This is a genomic window from Atribacteraceae bacterium (assembly GCA_035477455.1).
Classification (GTDB): domain Bacteria; phylum Atribacterota; class Atribacteria; order Atribacterales; family Atribacteraceae; genus DATIKP01.
This window is the reverse complement of record DATIKP010000124.1, coordinates 1-18331: the sequence shown is the minus strand read 5'-3', so window position 1 is coordinate 18331 and position 18331 is coordinate 1. Positions and strand designations below refer to the sequence as shown.

The window sequence follows — 18331 nt, the reverse complement described above, 5'->3', positions numbered from 1 at the left end:
GGGGCCTGAGTTGCCTAAATCAGCCGCCGAAATCACCGCATTTTCGAAGTAAATAGGCCAGGGATGGCCTTTTTTAGCAGCACTGCAACCGGACGTGGTCATTGAGGCGTGCCAGAAAATGCCAGATGAAGCGGGGCTGAGGGCAACGGGGCCTCGCTGAAATGAGTTTTTGCAGCAAAATCAACCCTTTGCCTCTCCAATAAGAGGATGTCTGATGAACGGCTTTCCAAGACGCTCCCTCAACTCCAAAGGAGTTTTACGGTCGGCATGGGCAACGGCATCAGGGATAAAGCGAGGATGAGCGGAAGCGGTTTCCTCATCACCGTTCACCGTTCACCGATCGCTTGTTTTTACAAAGGAGAGTCGATATGAAAGGCTCCACCATGTTCTCCAGCCGAACATCGCAAGAGAAAAAACATACCGGTGCGTTTCTCATGATGCGCAACTGCATCGCCGCCTTTCTGGAAAAGAAAGATGCCGAACGGCCGCACACCGTATATCACAGGAAAAATCAGCGATGGACTATTGAAGGCATGCGGATCGGTGTGACCCACTCGGAGTATACATGCTTGTCTCAGCTTTGCCGCAAAAACAATATAGCCGGATGAACCAGAAATTGATTGCCTGAGCGTCATCCGGTCACTTTATTCGGTTATACGGTCCCTCGTTGGCAACGATTTCCTAAACCCCCTCTATTCGGAGGTGAACACCACGAACGTTGAGCAGGTCTTTTCGGTTGCCCATGCGTTGACAGCGGTCGAAACAACCAAAGCCAGAGAATCGTTTCGCAACCAAATTTTCAAAAGCGCCGTCGACTCAGAAAAGGAGGTTGTTCAAACCCTTCTGGATTCCCTTGCGAACGTGGGAAAGAATATCGACGTTCGAGCATAGAATTCCTTTTCTGGGGGATGGCGGAGAGGGTGGGACTCGAACCCACATCGCCTTCCGGCTTACCGGTTTTCAAGACCGGCCCCTTGCCAATTCGGACACCTCTCCGCTGTGGGACCTGATCATTATAAATCTTTTCCAGGCCATCTTCAATCGTTCGCAATCTCCGGCTCAATAGCCCATCAATCGATAGGCATCGTCCAGGAACTCTTGGACCCGCACGCCGTCTTCGATGGTCGCCCCGCTCGCATCCCGGCCGAAATAACGGAGTAAGAAATCGTGGGCGCAAGCGACATGAAATCGGACCCATCCCACGGCAAATTTACCGGGAATCCGGTTGGGAGGCGGATACTGTTGCACGGTTTCGATAGATTGAAACCCCCGCTCTCCGCCGTAAGGTCCGGCCGGTTTCCGGACATCGAACACCTTCAGAAAGTTGGGTTGCATGGAATGATAGTGAACGGCGCCCTTCATGCCTTCGATTTCCAGACGTAAATCATCACAACTTCCGGTCGCAAAACGGCTGGCTTCAAGCGTCCCTTCAATGCCCTCGTCCGCTTCAAACGAGACAAAGGACCAGTCATCCACCTGGACCGGGACCCGCTCCCGGCTCTGGTCATGGACGGGCCGGGTTTTTATAAAAGTTCTGCCCCGAGCGGCCACCACGCGGATCTCTCCAACCAGATAGCGGACGAGATCCACGGCATGGGAACCCAGATCGGCCAGGGCGCCCCCCCCGGAAAGTTCCTTGCGGAGGCGCCAGCTGATCGGCCGGTCGGGATCATTGTAGCCGGCGTGAAGATAGCTGACCCGTACCCGGTAGACTTCGCCGAGAAATCCGGCTTCAATCAATTGCCTGGCTCTGAGAATGGCCGGAACAAAGCGATATTGAAAAGCCATTCCGAAAGGAACCGCCGTCTCCTCCACGACTTCCCGCATACTGACGGCTTCCCGAGAGTTCATGGCCAGGGGCTTGTCACAATAGATCGCCTTTCCCGCCCGGGCGGCGAGCTCGACAACTTCCCGGTGGAAGGCGTTAGGTGAAGCTACCACCACGATAGCGATATCCTCCCGATCCAGGAGTTCCTCCACCCGCCAGGTAACGAAGGAAACCCCGCTCTCTTCCTGTGCCCGGCGGGCGGTCGATTCCCGTGAGGTGCAAATCCCCCGGATCTGGGGAATGGCGGGAAGTTCTCCGTAATAATAGGGAAGAGAAGAGAAGGCCAGGGCATGAATCCGGCCGATAAACCCGTAGCCGATCAGGCCGATACCGACGGTTTTAATATCATATCACCCCGCTGTGGGGAACGATCCGCTCCATCCCTCTCACGCAAGGACGCAAAACCTCCGGAATCGTCACAGTCCCGTCTTTGTTCTGGTAGTTCTCCAGAATGGCGACCATGGTTCGACCCACCGCCAAGCCGGAACCATTCAGGGTATGGACCAGCTTCGCCTTTCCGTTTTCATCCCGAAACCGGATGTTCGCCCGCCGGGCCTGAAAATCTTCAAAATTACTGCAGGAAGAGATTTCCCGGTACATATTCTGTGATGGGATAAAGACTTCGATATCGTAGGTTTTCGCCGAGGCGAATCCGAGGTCGGCCGTACACAGGCTGACCACCCGGTAAGGTAGGCCCAGCGCCTGTAAAACGCTCTCCGCATCCTGCAACAAGATCTCGAGTTCCGCATAGGAGCGGCCGGGGTGAGTGAACTTGACCAGCTCCACCTTGTTGAACTGGTGCTGGCGGATGAGGCCCCGCACATCCTTCCCATAGGACCCGGCTTCTCGTCGAAAACAAGCGGTATACGCCGTGTAGGAAAGGGGCAGAAATTCCTGGGGTAGGATTTCATTGGCATGCAGATTCGTCGCCGGAACTTCCGCGGTCGGAATCAGATAAAGCCCGTCTTGACAGTGGTAAAGTTCATCGGAAAATTTGGGGAGTTGACCGGTCCCGGTCAGGGCGCCCATATTAACCAGAAAGGGTAGAAAAACTTCCCGGTATCCGTTGCGGGTCGTATGCCAGTCGAGCATAAAATTGATGAGGCCCCGTTCAAGCAATGCTCCCGCGTTCTTGAGTACGGAAAACCGGGAGGCGGCGATCTTCGCTCCTCGTTTAAAATCAAGAATGTCCAGGCCTTCTCCGATCTCCCAGTGGGGAAGCGGTTCAAAATCGAAGGTCCGCGGGGTGCCCCAACGTTTTATTTCCTGGTTGTCCCGTTCATCCTCACCGACCGACACACTCGCATGGGGAATGTTGGGAATCCACAGACACCGTTCCTTCCATTCTTCTTCCGAGCCCTTCAGCTCTCCATCGATTCGCTTGATCTCGCTGGAAATGGTCTGGACCTCCTGCCTGGCCTCCGCCGCGTCCCAACCCTCCTGTTTCAGTCGGCCGATCCGTTCTGAGGCATCGTTCCGGGTCGCTTTCAGCCGGTCAGCCTCCTGCTGTAGTGTGCGACGGCGTTCATCCAGGGCAAAAAGCCCGTCCAAATCAAATTCCGTTTTCCTTACGTGGAGGGCATATTCAACAATCTCCCGATTGTCTCTGATCCATTTCCAGTCCAGCATGATTCCGTTTCCTCTTCCTCGCCCCTACCCTTTCACAACTCCGAGTGGTCGGGCATAAGCAACCCGCCGGGAAAGTCCCGACTGTTCGACGATCTCGACGATCTGGTGAACGTCTTTATAGGCTTCGGGAATCTCCTCCCGCAGTGTCGCGGCACTGTCAGCCAGAACCTGAATCCCCCGCTCCTCGAGCTCGTGAGCGAGGCTTCGTCCCCGGGATAATTGGTCTGCCTGTTTCCGGCTGAGGATCCGCCCCGCCCCGTGGCAAGTGGAGCCAAAGGTTTCCGCCATCGCCTGCTCGGTTCCGGCCAGGATATAGGAGCCCGTTCCCATGTCCCCCGGAATCAGGACCGGCTGTCCTACCGGCCGGTATCTCTCGGGAAGAGTTTTTTGGCCTGGTCCCAAGGATCGAGTCGCTCCCTTACGGTGGACACAGAGCCGGCGTTTTTTTCCCTCGATCTCGTACTCCTCGATCTTGGCGATATTGTGGGCCACATCGTACAGCACGCTCATTCCTAAATGTTCGGCACTTTGACCGAAGACCCGTTCGAAGCATTCCCGGACCCGATGAGTGATCAACTGGCGGTTCGCCCAGGCAAAATTCGCCGCACAGGCCATTCCGGTCAAGTATTCCCGTCCTTCCGGCGAATCCAGCGGAGTACAGGCCAACTGGCGGTCGGGAACTTCTATTCCGTAACGGGTCATGGCGCTCTGCATACGCTTCAGGCTGTCCGTACAGACTTGATGACCAAAGCCTCGCGATCCGGTGTGGATCATCACGATGACCTGCCCGGGGAAAAGTCCGAACACCCCGGCGATGTCCGGCCGAAAAATCCGGTCCACTATCTCGATTTCCAAAAAATGGTTCCCCGAACCAAGGGACCCCACCTGTCCCATTCCCCGTTCCAGCGCTTTTTTGCTCACGGCGGAGGGATCGGCTTCGCTCATCGCCCCCTGGTCTTCGGTGAAAACGGTATCCTCATCCCAACCAAACCCCTGCCGAACAATCGAGCGGGAACCTCCCACCAATAGCTTTTTCAGCTCCGTTTCCCGAAAGAGCAAATTCCCTTCCGAACCCACGCCGGAAGGCACATCCCGGAAGAGACTCCGCAGGATCTCGCCAAGCCGTGCCCGAACATCACTTTCGGTCAGGGCTGTCCGGATGATCCTGACTCCGCAGTTGATGTCGAACCCGACCCCGCCTGGCGAAATAACTCCCGTCCTGGTATCGGTCGCCGCCACCCCGCCAATCGGAAACCCATAACCCCAATGAATATCAGACATCGCCAGCGACCGGCCGACAATCCCCGGGAGAAAGGCAACATTGGCCACCTGTTCCAGCGCCTGATCGCGGCGGATGTCCCGGATAAGGGACTCGGAAGCGTAGATCAGCCCCTCAGTCCGCATACCCTTTTTATACCGACGGGGGATCAACCAGCGCCAGTCATCGAGTCTTTCAAGCGGTCCAGTCCACTCGGTCATGTTAAAATCTCCCATCTGGGATCACTCATCAGTGCTATTCATCGATCACCGATCACTGAGTTACAAGTCAAAATATACTTGGGCCTCCCAGAAGCCCTCTGCGTTTTTTCCCACCCGGGCTTCATAGTAAGTACAAGCTTTGATCTCCCGGTTGATGGTGTGTTTGCGCAGATCGATCGGTTCACCCCGCACCAAGGCTTTCAGGGAATGCCGCCCGAGATCGGTAATCAAAAAATTTCCGAGGATGGCGGATTTCACCTCATACACATAGAGGAGTTCATTCAGCCAGGTGACCAGGAGGTCCTCGTAATCGTTGCCTTCGACGGAGACCTCAAGATCAAAACCACCGTTCACCCGGTCCAGGTCGGTCATCACGCTGAACATTCCCCGGGCGGCATTCGCAAAGAGCTCCTTGAGATCCCTCCCCCGGGCGACAATCCCAATATCCGCTGTGTGGTCCAAGATTTCGAAGGATTTCATCGCTTCTGTCCAGGCTTTCAAAGTAAAAGACCAAGGCCCGTCTGTTCAATCCCCAATCGGTCCGGCTTGTCCCGGCTTGAGGAGGTTCTTGAGTTTACGAATCATAATCTCTGTTGCGTTTATAAACGCTTCTTCGGTGCTTCCTCCGATGTGCGGCGTGGTGATCAGGTTCTCCTGACAGATCATCTCCCGGTCTTCCGGCGGTTCAGCATCGAAGACATCCAGCGCCGCTCCCCCCAGATGACCGCTCTGCACCGCCCGGGAAAGCGCGGCATGATCGATCACCTTTCCCCGTGAGGTGTTGATGAGATACGAGCCCTTCTTCATCCTAGCCAGCGCATCAGCGGAAATCATACCCCGGGTTTCTTCATTCAGAACCACATGAAGAGAGACTATATCGCTTTTTTCCAGCAGTTCATCGAGCCGCAGCGTCCGCTTGACCCCGAGAAGCCCGAATTCCTTTTCCGGCACAAAGGGATCATAGCCGATCACCTCGGCCCGCATCGCCCGGGCGATCTCCGCCACCCGGCGCCCTATGCCGCCAAATCCGATGACACCCCATACTTTCCCCTCCACGGTCCGCCCGGTATACTTACTTTTGGCCCATTCACCTTCCTTAAGTAGCGCACAGGTGGTATAAATATGCCGCATGAGGCTAATCGCCAGTCCGACCGTCATCTCGGCGACACTGGAAACCGAAGATTCCGGGGTGTTGATAATGGTTATGCCCCGTCTTTCACAGGCCGCCTTGTCGATGTTATCAATCCCCACCCCGGGACGGGCAACCACCTTGAGCCGGGGAGCGTTCTCGATGATCCGCGCCGTCACTTTCGGCTTGGAGCGAACGACAAAGACCTGCTGATCCTGAATCCCCCGGATGATCTCTTCCTCATCATGCGAGGGCAGCACGGTCACCGGACCGATTTCTTCGTTCAGCCGGTCGACCATCTCTTCCGGAACACCGTACGCGCATAGTACCTTGCTGTACTCATTCATCTTATCCGACCTCCCACTCCGCGGTCAAAGCCGCTTCCCTATTCACCGCTGCTCCCTGGCCCAGTTTGGTCTGGCCCAGAAAGATCAGTGTCGTTATAATGTGACCGGCATTCCCCTCTGTGAGGTAGTCCCCCTGGATCATATTTCTGGCAAAACGGTTCACAACTCCAACGACGACCCTCCCATTCATTTCCTTAGAGGAAATGCTTCCACTCGGTAAAGCCCCTCGGGCATCCTGACCCAAGCCAAAGGAAGAGGCGATCCGCTCATCGGAGACAAAAGGGTTAGACCGGGTAAAAGCAAAAAACTCCCGCCCCCTTAAGGAGCGAGAGTCATCTCGCGGTACCACCCTTTTCAGTGTCACACACCCTCGTTTCTTTAACGCAGGACACGTCGCAGGCTCTCCCGGAGGTTTGCCTCCGCGACTCCGGGGCGGATTCAAGATCGGGAAATACCGGTTTCCATCAGTCCCGGCTTTCTGGATTTTCCGCGTTCTCTCTACTAATCCCCTTCACAGTCTTTTCATATTTCGATTTTATTTTATTACTGTAGCATAAAACATGGACGGGCACAACACTGAAAGGCCACATTGTCAAGCTGCGGCAACGCGAAATTGGAAGGAGAACGCTTATTCAGGTCTCTTCCTTATGTCCGGCGTCCCGTTCAACACCGGACGACAGGAACCCGGCGGAAAGGATGTACGGTATCCCTTCCACGCTGGAAAACCATTCGGCGATGGTTATCAGGTTCTTCCCGGAAAACGGCCCGGCCCCTGTGGTCGATATTTATCTGTAAATATCACGTCTTTCCATCCTCATGGAATCCCGCTGGTTTGCCCAGAACCGTGATCGTATCTTCGCGCTCAGCGAAGCACCTTGCCCGGGGACCGATCAGGTTTGGGAAAGTCGATGCAAACAAGGTCGAAACGTGTTCCATCCGGACCGCATCATCAGGTTTTGATGCTCGTCAACTGGGAATGTGTGTAAAGAGTCAAGACATACAGTGTCCCACAGAAGCTTATAACGTTCCAAGATAGCCGGCCAGTCATGGAGACGAAGAAACTTGAACGGCGCGACTTGACGGAAGGCGTCCGGTGCGGACATTCACCGTCAGTCGCAGAAACTACCTTTGGGCCCGGCCCAGCCAGTACCTGGCTTCTGGATTATCCGGGTTCAGGCTCAACACCCGTTGGAGGGATTGTGCGGCATCAGTCTCATCCCCCAGCTTCAACGAGGCAATCCCCCGCCAGTACCAGGCCTGCTCAAACGAAGCATTCGCCTGGGTGGCCTGGCGAAAATGACTGACCGCCTGGGAAAAGTCCTGACGCTGATAAGCGATATGACCCTGTTCATAAGCTTCCCAAGCTTCTTTTCCATACTGCCTCCAGCTTTGCACTTTCCGGAAAAAATAAGCGGCCCGCGTATCGGTTGGATCGAGCTCGACCACTTTCCGCCAGGCCCAGATTGCTTCATCCACCATGTTCTGTTCCATATAGGTTCTGGCCAGCCAGAACCAGGCTTTGGTGAACTGAGGCATCGTGGAGACCGCTTCCATAAAGAACTGGATCGCCTCTGTATTCCTCCCGACTTGATACAGGTTTAATCCCTGGTCAAACATAGTTTGCGCATAACCTTCCCTTGCTTCATCCTGACTGCCCGGCGGAAGGACGTCCGGTTGGGCGAAAGCAATCCCGGACAGAAAAAAGACGACACAGAGGCAGGCACTCAATAGGACCTTCCAGGATTTGGTGTAGCACATAATCATCCCTCCCAATCGATATTGAATATTGATTTTGCAGCAAAATTACTTATTGCAGTGGAATCAAGATTGGAGCCCTTGTGACTACTGTAACTCAATACTCTTCCCGACTCTTTCGGCGTGCCCCGAGAAGAAGACACCGTCGCGGTACGGCCGGCCCTGCAAAGGTAAAATCCACAAATGGAACGGTCTGCTAAACCCCGGGATTTCCGGCATCATCTTTCTTGCCGGTCTGGTCGATCCGTACAACTTCCACCCGCACACGGGTCAGGAGGGCTGCCAACGCACCCAGCGCTGCAAGAACGGGAGCGGCCAGGGTTACCAATCCGCCAGCAATCAAGCCCGTACTCAGGGGAATCTCCAATAGTAGTTCACCGTTCTCCTTTTTTATAGTCAGGTGACGGACATTCCCTTCCCGAATCAATTCCCGGATGCGTTCCACCAGATCTTTCGCGTTCAGCTCAATCTCTTCCCGCCAAGTTCTTTCCTCTCTCTCAGAACATTGTCTCATAGTAGCACCTCCCCCTCTTAAAATGCAGGCCGTTACAGTTTAGCCGTTTAGGTAACACCAACATCACCTCCGGTCCGTCGTCCTCTTTCCCCCGGCAATAAATACTCCCAAGAACGGCGCATCTGTCCGGTCCCAACGTTTCCGTCACTTAAGAGGCCTCCTTGTCACTATCATAACACAGGATTGGCCTGTCTGATCAATCGTTTGGTGGAAAAAGTCACCTGTGCTTGCTAATCGGATACCTTTTGATTTTAATGACTGTATGGGTTACGCTATCGTTAAAATTCCAGAAGACGAGCGGTTCTGCGCGAAGCAGACGGACATGTCTTTTGTAACCGTCATAACCCCTTGCAAATCGACTATTCAGACTGTCGACCACAGAAAGGAGGTCTTTCAAGTGGAACAAAATAGCATGCCCCACCCCGGCCATGCAAAGCACCTTTGTCAACTCCAGTATTCCGGATTTATGAACCAGAATTTCGCTGAGTTCAAAAACTTGGTCAGAAGTTCGCGGTTCATCTGCCGAAAATGCGGCCGCTCCGCCGTCAGGGACAACAGCCTGTGCGAACCGGACGAACTTTGATGACCCGACAACTATTAAGGGACAAACATGGACAAAGGCTTTGAACTCATCGCCCCTTGTACCATCTACCGATTTACGTGGGAATAGTTCTGACAAAGCAAAAAACATTCGGAGTGATAATTGAGCTTAGGATGAAGGGTGTTCACCCATCACTGATCACAGTATTTACAGGAGGAACTCATGGACAAATACATCTGTACAGTATGCGGATATGTATACGACCCAAAAAACGGTGATCCCGATGCCGGCGTCAACCCGGGAACGGAGTTCGAGAACCTGCCCGAGGACTGGGTGTGTCCGGTGTGCGGTGTAGGAAAAGACCAGTTCGAAAAAGCCTGATTCACAGCCAGCCAGAGCCAGAACCCGGGAAGATCGCTGCTATGGAATTTCCCGGGTTCTTTGGACGATGGTTAAGTGCGACAGAGATGCACCTTTTCGGTTTTTTTAGGAGAGCGCTCTCGTTCTATGCCCACTCCGGGTCTCCGCAAGACCGGTTGCAGCCGGGCGGGTAGTTGAGATATAATCCTGTCGATGAATGGAACAAGCAATCAGGCCAAGTTCGAACTGCTTCAAGCGGATAGCCTGCCGGATGCTCTGTCTCAACTCCTGGAACTGCACCGGCTCTGCTTCAGCCACTATGTCGGCGTTCTGCCTTCCGAGCGGATGTTTCTGGAATGGTATCTGAAAAGACCAGGGAGCGGTCCGGGGAATGTTTTCGTTTTCAAGGAGGGAGATACCTTGATTTCCGCTGTCTTCCTCACCCTGACCCGTTTCCGGCTGGGGAACGACTGGTACCCGGTGGGAATCATCGATACGGTGATGACCCACCCCGATTACCGCAATAGAGGCTTGGCCTCTCAATTGATGGCTCACGCGGAAACAGTCATGCGTCGGGTGGGTTGCCGCTTTGGCTATCTCTATACCATTCTGAGCACTTCCCAGTTCACCCTCTATGAAAAACTGGGATACCGTGACCACAAACGGGTTTTCCACCTGCTGAAACAGTCAACTCTCGATTCCCCACCCTCCAGGGTTCTGCCCCTGGCGAAACCGGAGAGTCTCCGGCCATTCCTTAACCGGATACTCGAAACCGATAACGGTTTTGTCCCCTTGGATGATGCGATGTGGACCTGGCGAAAACTCGTTCGCCCCCCTTCGCTCCCGGCCTACCTCTTCACTACCGGCGAAAAGGAACTGCGGGGCACCCTGACCGTAAGCCTGGGCAAAGTCACCACCGGTCTGGGTGACTGGACAAAAGCGGCCTACCTCAGTGACTGGGCTGGATTATCTCCGGAAGACCTCGCTTCCGTGCTACACTTGGCCCTGACTGCGATTCCACCTGAAGTGACCATCGATACCCTGTGTCCCATCGATAACCAGGCAGAGTGGGACATCCTCCGGAGAAACGGATTTGAGGCGGCTACCGCCGAGTCGGCCATGCTTTTCCCTCTGGATCCCGAGGCGGAAGAATTGATGAAAAAAAACCGACCAGGGAGATGGTATCCCCTGATCGAATCAGTGGTGGGCATATGAAAAAAAACCTGTCGAACTTTTCTCTCGGTCATGCAGTGGTCCTCTGGTTCTTGGTGTTCCTTTGCCTTGCCTTCAGCCTGTCGAACCCCCGGCAGGCCAAAGCAGCCGGGACAACCCTTCCCGAGACCCGGGGCGTGTGGCTTGATGTTCGGAGCATTCCCAGGAACGAAGCGGAAATTGACCTGATCGTGGATCGTCTTCACGGAGCCAATTTCAACACGATATTCGTGGAATGTTTTTATATCGGTGAAACCATCTACCCTTCGCCCTATCTTGAATCACTGGGCATGAACCGGCAGAGGGGGGCCTTTATCGGTATGGATCCCTTACAAGCGCTGCTATCCTCGGCCCGGAAGCGCGGAATGTCGGTTCATGCCTGGCTTCATTTATTCTATATCGGACTGAACGAGCCAGGGCCCGTCCTTGCCGTTCACCCGGAATGGAGATCGATCAACCGGGATGGTACCACCGGTTACCGACGTGGAGTTAACTTTTTTTACTGGATCTGTCCGACCCAGCCCGGTGTTGTCGATTTTTACCGAGGCCTTGTAGAGGAATTAGTAACCCATTACCCCATCGACGGGGTCCAGATCGATTACGTCGAGATCCCCGACCTGTCAAGAGCAGACGCCGGGTATTCGGAGTTCGCCCGGAATGAATTCGCCGCGGAGCACGGAGTCGATCCACTCACCCTCGATCCCTACCTCCATCCCCAGCTTTATACCCAATGGATTCGCTACCGGACCGAGCAGGTTACCGCGGTGGTGGCGGGTATCGCCGAGTCGGTTCGCGCCATTCGGCCTGATGTGATAATTTCCGCCTCGATAATGCCCCAGGGCATGCCCATCGAACGCAATCCTTCCTACTTTCAGGATTGGCACCGCTGGGCGGAGAACGGTTATATCGACGTCGTTATTCCCATGGCTTACAGTTCCCGGGTGAACGAAATGCGGGGTATGTTGGTATGGGTCGAACATTTCCTTCGGGGAAGCGCCCCCTATTTTGCCGGGCTGCAGGCTTACCGACTGGACAGCCCGGAAGATCTTACCGTCCAGGTCAACGCCGCTCGCTCTCACAATCCATCCGGTGTCGTTGTTTTCGCTTGGCCTTACCTTACCGACACCTCACTCACGCTTCTTCGCCAGGTCTCGTTTCCCGTCCCGGCATTTCCCCTCAGCCGGGAGGACCTGGTCGCCCTGCGTCCGCTCAAGCCAAGCGACCCGGTTGCGTACCGTCACGAGCAGCCCCGGCGTATCGAAGCCCGATTTCTCCGGGACGCTCCCCCGCTTGACGCACCCCTCTCCCATCCGGCTTGGCAAAGTCTCTCCTGGCAGGGAGAATTCAGCCTGATCACCGGGGAAGGGGCGGCTGTGGAGCAAAGCATTGTCGCAGCGGGATATGACCGGGAACACCTCTATATTGTCCTACCGGTCAACGACGCGCACCCCAACACGGTCAAGGCCACCGTCACCAGACGGGATGGGCCGGTCTTCTATGACGACTCCATCGAGGTATTTCTTGATCCAGGACGAACCCTGAGCTTTTATTACCAACTGGCGGTCAATACTCTGGAAACCCAATACGACAGCTATTCGAGGGTTGGACCGGGCTGGAACGGGAGTTGGCAGGCGAGGGTAAGCCGGGCCGAAACCGGTTGGACAGCAATCCTGGCGGTACCCTTTACGGAACTGGGCCGGGAAACTCCCCGAGGCGGTGAGGTATGGGGTATCAATTTCAACCGAACCATGATTCGGACCGGCGAATTCAGCGGGTGGTCATACACACCGGGAACGTTTCACGCCCCTTCCTTCTTTGGAGAAATCATGTTCCTTGAATAGGGGGGTTTCCGGTCATCTCTTTTTCCATAGCAGGATGACAACACCCAGGATGATGAGAACGACGGGAGTAAACACCCGACCGCCCAGATGAAGGGTGGGAAGCCACCAGGTAAAGGCATAACGGGCCGCCCAAATAATCCCGATAACCACCAGAACCCAAGCCAGGAGTTCCAGATTCTTGTTTTTTCTTGATTCGGAATTTTCTTTTTCCTGTTCAACATCCAGAACAACATCTTGGGTTTCTTCTTCTCCCGCCTTCCCCCGTTCCCGCGGTTCTTCGGGAATGATTATCCAGGCAATAATGTAGGCGATGATCGCCGCCCCACCGGCAAAGATCAGCGCTACCGCCACCAACCGCAGGATGATCGGGTCGATGTCGAAATACTTGGCCAATCCCGCACAGACCCCTCCCAGGATTTGGTTTTTCCGGCTTCTATAGACTTTCTTCACTGTGTTTCCCCCCTATAAAACGATATCACACATATCCTACCAGACTCCTCCCCGTTTTTCCAGACCAGTCGTCCGGTACTCTCTTGCCCGGTTCGACTTGACGCTGAAAGTCGGTGGGCATACAATAAAGTGGGTGTGCGCCCGTAGCTCAACAGGACAGAGCAACGGACTTCTAATCCGTAGGCTGGGGGTTCGATTCCCTCCGGGCGCGCCAGTTATTGATTGGCGGGGCTTTCAGGGCGTCAAAAGAACCGACCGCTCATGCGGATAGCGACAGGCTATCCTCTTGTACTTGTTTCCCTCCCATTCTACATTATTTCCGTTTCGTTCGTAAAAGGGAGCCATCATTATTTTTATCACTATGAGAAGGATCGTATTGTGACTGTCCCCCCTCCATGCCGGGAAGACCTTGGCACCCAAGACTCTGAAGTCGATATTAAACCAATCGGGTATTCCGGTCGAAGAAATCAAGAAACGATAAGTCGTTGGCTGACAATATCGATGTTCTTCACTCCCGGTCTCAACTCGGGGGTGTCTTTTATTAAACCCCTCTGGGTTTCCGGCCTGCCGGGAGGCTGGTCTTGGAGGTTGAAGCGGAAACCTTCGACCGCCTGGAGCAGCTCAGGGCCTTTCGGTATTTTTTCCGCCATGCCTACCGTAAAGAAATCGAGACAAACCGACTCCGCGCGGTCCTCGACTCCGCCAATACTCTTAGACCCTTGTACGAACCCGACATAGCCCGCTTCTTCGCTTCGCTCGAAGTGGAAGAGCCATAGGGATCTACTGGATATATAAGCGGAGCGATTTGCCTGGGGTCCATCTGCGGAGTTCAAACGGGGTCCTTTGATGAATCAGAATCCCATGAATTTATTCGTGGGAGTGTGTCAAGGGTTACAGTAATCGCATCGCGCTGCCGAAGCTGTCTTTGGCTCGTTTATTTCCACGATAAGTTGATGTCCACACCGCACGCAACGGTGTGCCTCGGCTCGTGTTTCCATGGTGGGGGCACCACAGTCTTCACACGGCAGACCGGGGATACGCTCAGCCGCGCTAAAGCCTGGCGTACCACAGGCCGGACAGCGGGTGCAAAGCTTTTGGGCCAAGTCCCGGGCAGCTGAAGCAATCATTTCCATGCGGGTTGGATTGGCATGGGCGCGCATATCCGTCTCGAGAAAGACACGACCGTCACTCGCCCGGTCGGAGGCCCAGCGAAATTCTTTTTCCAACTCATCCCAACCGGCGATTCCCTTGCGGATGTGGGGGTGTTCCTCACCCTCGGGGCGGACGACCAGCCAATGTCCGGGAAAACCGGCGTCGCGGGCAAACTGTTTTGCCTCATCCCAACTGGCAGTAAGCCGGTGGGAGAAGTTAGTCTGCCCGGAGGCGTAGCCTGCTACCTCAATACCCAAATTCTCGTCGATCCAGATCAATAACTCCAGGTTCCATGGCAACAGGCCGGTGATCGGGTCGGGTCCGAATGACCCTTCGCTGGCCAGTCCCAGAGACAGCCCGGACAGCTCCATCCCGATACGTCCCTTTTTACGGGCGGCCTCAAGTTGAGTGCCGGCCCGTGGAATTTCGCGCGTGAAGGTACCCAGCCGGTCAGTATCATAACCGCTCACCCGCCGTACATGACAACCAAGGTACGCCTCCAGTACCGGCGCAATCACCTGTTCTTTGCCATGCTGAGTAAGCAAGGCTACTTTTCTGCCGCGATAGGTGGTTCCGCCATGGTCGTTGTTGTCCGGTGATTGAGTTGTCATCCGGTTAGTCTCCTCAGTGCATGGATAAGCCCCGGGCAGGGCCGTAATCGCCTTGCTTGAGGTAACACCGCCATCGAAACGGCGCGACGGTGTAGGTGTAAGGCCGTCGCGCCGTGCGTCAAGACACCGTTCTCCTCAGCCGAAGTCAAATATGTCTCCCAGGAATGAGCGGCGGCGTTTACGGTCAGAATCGCGGCTGTCATCACCCCGGCGGCTGTCATCACCCCGGCGGCTGTCATCATCCCGGCGGCTGTCATCATCCCGGCGTTGCTCTTGGGGGCGCTCACGCCCTTCATCACGCTTACCGCCGGATTTCCCCGACATGCGTTCGGTGGCGGTCTCAATGAGGCGATCAAGCTCGCCGCGATCCAGCCACACCCCTCGGCATTGCGGGCAGTAGTCAATCTCGATCCCCTGCCGATCGGCCATCACCAGACTAACCTCTTTACACACGGGACAATTCATTTCGCTACCTCCTTTTATTAGTAAATAAAAACAACATTGCCAACACTATTTTGGCAGCCCGGCCGGAAGCGAAAATCACCGATGACGCTTCCGGCGGATACAACCGGACCGCGGCACAGCCAGCCGGTCCAAGGCCGACAGGAGGGGCGAGTCCCGGCTATCCTACCAAAAGCTGCAGTGCCTGTCGTTTGCAGGCGGCTACACAGAGACCACACCCCTTGCAGCGGTTTTGGTAGATCGAAATCTTCCTCTCGGGGTGGTAAATGATGACATTGGGATCCGGACAGGACAAAATACAGAGTTTACAACCGTTGCACTTGTTTTCATCCACTTGGGCGGTGACATACATATTCGCTCACTCTCCTCAAATCGCGTACGCTTGTACGGAACTCTTGGCCCGTTCCATTACCGCCATGTTCTTCTCCATCAGCTGGGCCATCTTGGCAAATTTACTTTTTAACACATCGTCCAGGGCGGCAGTGGTTCCGGAAGCGATAAATTTCGCTCCTCCGAACCGCTCCGCCAAAGATTCCTCCAAGGCTTTACTGCTAACCAAGTCAGTAACACCAAGGAGCGCTCCAAGCATGGCTATATTGGTGGAAAGCTCGGTTCCGGCGATTTCCATGGCCAGCCGCATCGCCGGAATATAAAAAATTTCCGCTTCCAAACCGGCCAACCGTTGTAATTCATCTTCGTTTATGGGAAGCGGTTCCGGGGCATTGATGATTATCTTACCCTTCGGCTGCAATCCATCGAAGAAAGGCATGGTATAACTTTTCCCCAAAGTGATGACATGAGGGTGAAAAATCATAATGATATCAGGAAAAAGCACTTCGCCCCGCTCGTAAATCGGTCGTGTGGCGATGCGCACATAACTTTCCGCAGGAGCAAGCCTTTTCTCCGCTCCAAAAAACGGGTTTACGGTGCTGAGCAACCCGGAGCGGACAGCGGCGACGCCCAGGATATGAGCAGCGGTAACCACCCCTTGCCCTCCCAGCCCCGACATGCGAATGAAGGTTTTCTGTTGCATTACCGCAACGCCTCCTCTACTTGGTGAACGCACTCTTCTGCCTCCGGTGACAGGTATTCCTGCGGTTGAAAAACTCCCTCTTTTTCCCGCTCTTTGATCAATGCCAGCGTGTCGCCGGGTTTGAACTTGTAATTGGTAGGACAGGGCGCGAACAGCTGCACATAGGTGGGACCGATCTCACGGGCGATGAGAATGGCTCGGCGCACAGCCCGCTCCAGGCGCTTGGGCTGGTTGGGCGCTACCATCGCCACATAAACGCATCCGGCTGCCCGAGCCACCCCCGGGAAATCAATCTTTTTGAATTTTTTTCCCATGGGAGCCATGTTCAGGACTGCCCCTAATTGGCTCATGCCGCTTTCCTGCCCCCCGGTATTAGCGTAGGCCTCATTATCCAGCATAATCGTGGTGAGCTTTTCCCTCCTGAACCAGGAATGCAACACCGCCTCCAGACCGATATCACAGGTGGCGCCATCCCCGGCGATAACGACTACGTCTTTAACGCGGTCAGGAAAGCGGATGGAAAGGGCTCTCTTCAATCCGGTGGCCACAGCGTTTTGATTTCCAAAGAGAGAATGAATGTTGTGCACCGCCGCCTGGGGGAAGGCCAGGGAGCTACATCCCGTGGAGCCGACGATGACCGTATCTTCGGGATTGGGCAATGAGGCCATGACCAGGCGCAGGGAAAGGGCAAGGCCACATCCGGCGCAAAGGGGGTGCTCTTCCAGAAGTTCCTTAAACGTACCCAGATCGGCCACCCCCAGGTTTTTTCCGAAGGGGCCATTATCCACCAGTTCCCGGTATTCGATGGGCATGACGTCCTCGAAACCGGGAGATATTTCAAACAGATTGCCCTTCATGCCGAACACCTCCTAATGACATCCAAAATCATCCCCACAGGCATGGTCATCCCGCCGAAGACCCGCGGTCCACCCACTACCTTGGTATTGACTTCCACTGTAGCCTTGATTTCTCCAGCCAACCAACCGACTCGGTTAAATTCCGGGACGATTATCGCTTTGCACCGGCCGGTAAGCGCTTTAATTTCTTCCGTGGGGAATGGGCGGATGCACTTGATTTTCACCAGCCCCACGTCAATTCCTTCGTCTGCCGCCGCATTGATCGCTGCCCGACTCTGCGATACGGCGGTGCCGGAGGCGATGATCAGGATATCCGCCTCAGCGTTTTCGACATCCACCAAGCCTTGTAAATAGTGTTCAATATGCCGACGGGCTCTTTCTGCCGCCGCCATCACCTCTTGCTGCCAGGAGGCGTGGGCCGCGTAACTGATAAAGTTGCTTTTCATAACGAAGGGATCCCGCATCTGCCGGAAGGGCACGTTTTCCATATCCATGACCGGAACAGGGGAACTGTACGGGTCATAAGGAGACAACTTCAGTTCCGCCGGAGTGGTTGAAACTTCGTCCCGGGTATGAGTGACGAAAAATCCGTCGGCGAAAACACCCAACGGGATATGCACCTCGGGCTTTTCAGCGATGACGAAAGCCTTTAAGACCATGTCGTAAAGATCCTGGGCATTTTCGGCGTGGAACATCATCATCCCGGTGTTCAGCATATAGGCCATCTCGATGGTATCGGGCTGAATGGTGAGCGGCGAGTTTACACCCCGGGTGAGATAGGCGCTGACAATCGGCAGGCGGGCGCCGGCCCAGGTGGGAAACATTTCAAAAGCACGCAGGGTTCCCGGCCCACCGGTAGCGGTGAAAACGCGTACCCCGCCCATGGATGCCCCGGCCACCGCCGACATAACCGAAAACTCGTTTTCTGCTCGGAAATAGTCTTTCAGATAACCTTCCGCATAAAGGTCGCCCACCAGGTGCATACTCTCCGACTGGGGGGTAACCGGGTAAGCGATGGCTATGTCTACGTTGGCCCGCTTGATCGCTTCGCCGACAGATTCACTGCCGGTGATAAACAGCTTGGTTCTTTCGCTCTGGAAAAATAGATATTCCGGGTCGACCACTTTTTGC

The 18331-nt window shown here is 54.9% G+C and carries 20 protein-coding genes, 2 tRNA genes and 1 other annotated feature; of the genes, 7 read left to right on the top strand and 15 right to left on the bottom strand.

Features of this window, described 5'->3' with window-relative positions; translation table 11 throughout:
* The first annotated feature begins 207 nt into the window (after positions 1-207).
* Together VLH40_07675 and VLH40_07670 are read left to right on the top strand one after the other, a co-directional pair.
* Positions 208-372, top strand: a complete 165-nt coding sequence (locus VLH40_07675; protein HSV31880.1) for a hypothetical protein — start codon at positions 208-210, stop codon at positions 370-372.
* Positions 369-608 (top strand): hypothetical protein, encoded by a 240-nt coding sequence (locus VLH40_07670; GenBank protein ID HSV31879.1) that lies wholly within the window; start codon positions 369-371, stop codon positions 606-608. The genes VLH40_07675 and VLH40_07670 overlap by 4 nt, the downstream gene beginning before the upstream one ends.
* Before the next feature lie 301 nt (positions 609-909).
* Here VLH40_07670 and VLH40_07665 read toward each other — a convergent pair.
* The 9 genes from VLH40_07665 to VLH40_07625 form a co-directional block, all read right to left on the bottom strand.
* Positions 910-996 (bottom strand) — tRNA-Ser (locus VLH40_07665).
* 63 nt (positions 997-1059) lie between these two features.
* Positions 1060-2148: a Gfo/Idh/MocA family oxidoreductase gene (locus VLH40_07660; protein ID HSV31878.1), complete on the bottom strand. Its 1089-nt coding sequence runs from the start codon at positions 2146-2148 to the stop codon at positions 1060-1062.
* 25 nt (positions 2149-2173) lie between these two features.
* Positions 2174-3457, bottom strand: a complete 1284-nt coding sequence (gene serS, locus VLH40_07655) for a serine--tRNA ligase (protein HSV31877.1) — start codon at positions 3455-3457, stop codon at positions 2174-2176.
* A 24-nt stretch (positions 3458-3481) separates the two neighbouring features.
* Positions 3482-4936 carry an RtcB family protein gene (locus tag VLH40_07650; protein HSV31876.1) on the bottom strand — a complete coding sequence of 485 codons (1455 nt, stop codon included), beginning with the start codon at positions 4934-4936 and terminating at the stop codon, positions 3482-3484.
* Positions 4937-4996: 60 nt separating this feature from the next.
* Positions 4997-5416, bottom strand: coding sequence for an archease (locus tag VLH40_07645; protein ID HSV31875.1), 420 nt, complete (start codon positions 5414-5416; stop codon positions 4997-4999).
* Between the two features lie 45 nt (positions 5417-5461).
* Positions 5462-6412: a hydroxyacid dehydrogenase gene (locus VLH40_07640; GenBank protein ID HSV31874.1), complete on the bottom strand. Its 951-nt coding sequence runs from the start codon at positions 6410-6412 to the stop codon at positions 5462-5464.
* 1 nt (position 6413) lies between these two features.
* The gene (locus VLH40_07635) at positions 6414-6761 is read right to left on the bottom strand and encodes a hypothetical protein (GenBank protein HSV31873.1); all 348 of its coding nucleotides are present in this window, start codon (positions 6759-6761) and stop codon (positions 6414-6416) included.
* Positions 6731-6936, bottom strand: a binding site (T-box leader). (Overlaps the previous gene by 31 nt.)
* 598 nt (positions 6937-7534) lie before the next feature.
* Complete coding sequence (locus tag VLH40_07630) at positions 7535-8170, bottom strand: tetratricopeptide repeat protein (protein HSV31872.1); 636 nt, start codon at positions 8168-8170, stop codon at positions 7535-7537.
* Between the two features lie 193 nt (positions 8171-8363).
* Positions 8364-8681, bottom strand: coding sequence for a DUF4342 domain-containing protein (locus tag VLH40_07625; GenBank protein ID HSV31871.1), 318 nt, complete (start codon positions 8679-8681; stop codon positions 8364-8366).
* A 763-nt stretch (positions 8682-9444) separates the two neighbouring features.
* Between VLH40_07625 and VLH40_07620 the strand changes: the two genes are divergently transcribed.
* From VLH40_07620 to VLH40_07610, 3 genes are all read left to right on the top strand, one after another.
* On the top strand, positions 9445-9603 hold the full coding sequence (locus VLH40_07620; GenBank protein ID HSV31870.1) for a rubredoxin: 159 nt from the start codon (positions 9445-9447) through the stop codon (positions 9601-9603).
* A gap of 192 nt (positions 9604-9795) precedes the next feature.
* A complete protein-coding gene (locus VLH40_07615) occupies positions 9796-10797 on the top strand; it encodes a GNAT family N-acetyltransferase (protein ID HSV31869.1) in 1002 nt (333 codons plus the stop codon).
* Entirely contained in the window at positions 10794-12635 is a 1842-nt protein-coding gene (locus VLH40_07610; GenBank protein ID HSV31868.1) for a family 10 glycosylhydrolase, read from the top strand. Before VLH40_07615 ends, VLH40_07610 begins: the two co-directional genes overlap by 4 nt.
* Before the next feature lie 12 nt (positions 12636-12647).
* Here the strand turns inward: VLH40_07610 and VLH40_07605 are convergent, their stop codons facing one another.
* Positions 12648-13085 carry a PspC domain-containing protein gene (locus VLH40_07605; protein HSV31867.1) on the bottom strand — a complete coding sequence of 146 codons (438 nt, stop codon included), beginning with the start codon at positions 13083-13085 and terminating at the stop codon, positions 12648-12650.
* A gap of 137 nt (positions 13086-13222) precedes the next feature.
* Here VLH40_07605 and VLH40_07600 point away from each other — a divergent pair.
* Both VLH40_07600 and VLH40_07595 read left to right on the top strand, forming a co-directional pair.
* Positions 13223-13299, top strand: a tRNA-Arg gene (locus tag VLH40_07600).
* Positions 13300-13666: 367 nt separating this feature from the next.
* Positions 13667-13861 carry a hypothetical protein gene (locus tag VLH40_07595; protein ID HSV31866.1) on the top strand — a complete coding sequence of 65 codons (195 nt, stop codon included), beginning with the start codon at positions 13667-13669 and terminating at the stop codon, positions 13859-13861.
* 108 nt (positions 13862-13969) lie between these two features.
* Here VLH40_07595 and VLH40_07590 read toward each other — a convergent pair whose 3' ends face one another.
* The 5 genes from VLH40_07590 to VLH40_07570 all read right to left on the bottom strand — a co-directional run.
* Positions 13970-14848 carry a DUF6671 family protein gene (locus VLH40_07590; GenBank protein ID HSV31865.1) on the bottom strand — a complete coding sequence of 293 codons (879 nt, stop codon included), beginning with the start codon at positions 14846-14848 and terminating at the stop codon, positions 13970-13972.
* Positions 14849-14983: 135 nt separating this feature from the next.
* Positions 14984-15313, bottom strand: coding sequence for a zf-TFIIB domain-containing protein (locus tag VLH40_07585; protein HSV31864.1), 330 nt, complete (start codon positions 15311-15313; stop codon positions 14984-14986).
* Between the two features lie 364 nt (positions 15314-15677).
* Complete coding sequence (locus tag VLH40_07580; protein HSV31863.1) at positions 15678-16343, bottom strand: 2-oxoacid:acceptor oxidoreductase family protein; 666 nt, start codon at positions 16341-16343, stop codon at positions 15678-15680.
* On the bottom strand, positions 16343-17200 hold the full coding sequence (locus VLH40_07575) for a thiamine pyrophosphate-dependent enzyme (protein HSV31862.1): 858 nt from the start codon (positions 17198-17200) through the stop codon (positions 16343-16345). Before VLH40_07575 ends, VLH40_07580 begins: the two co-directional genes overlap by 1 nt.
* Positions 17197-18331: transketolase C-terminal domain-containing protein (locus VLH40_07570; protein ID HSV31861.1), on the bottom strand; the 1135-nt coding region annotated here is incomplete at its 5' end. The genes VLH40_07575 and VLH40_07570, both read right to left, overlap by 4 nt.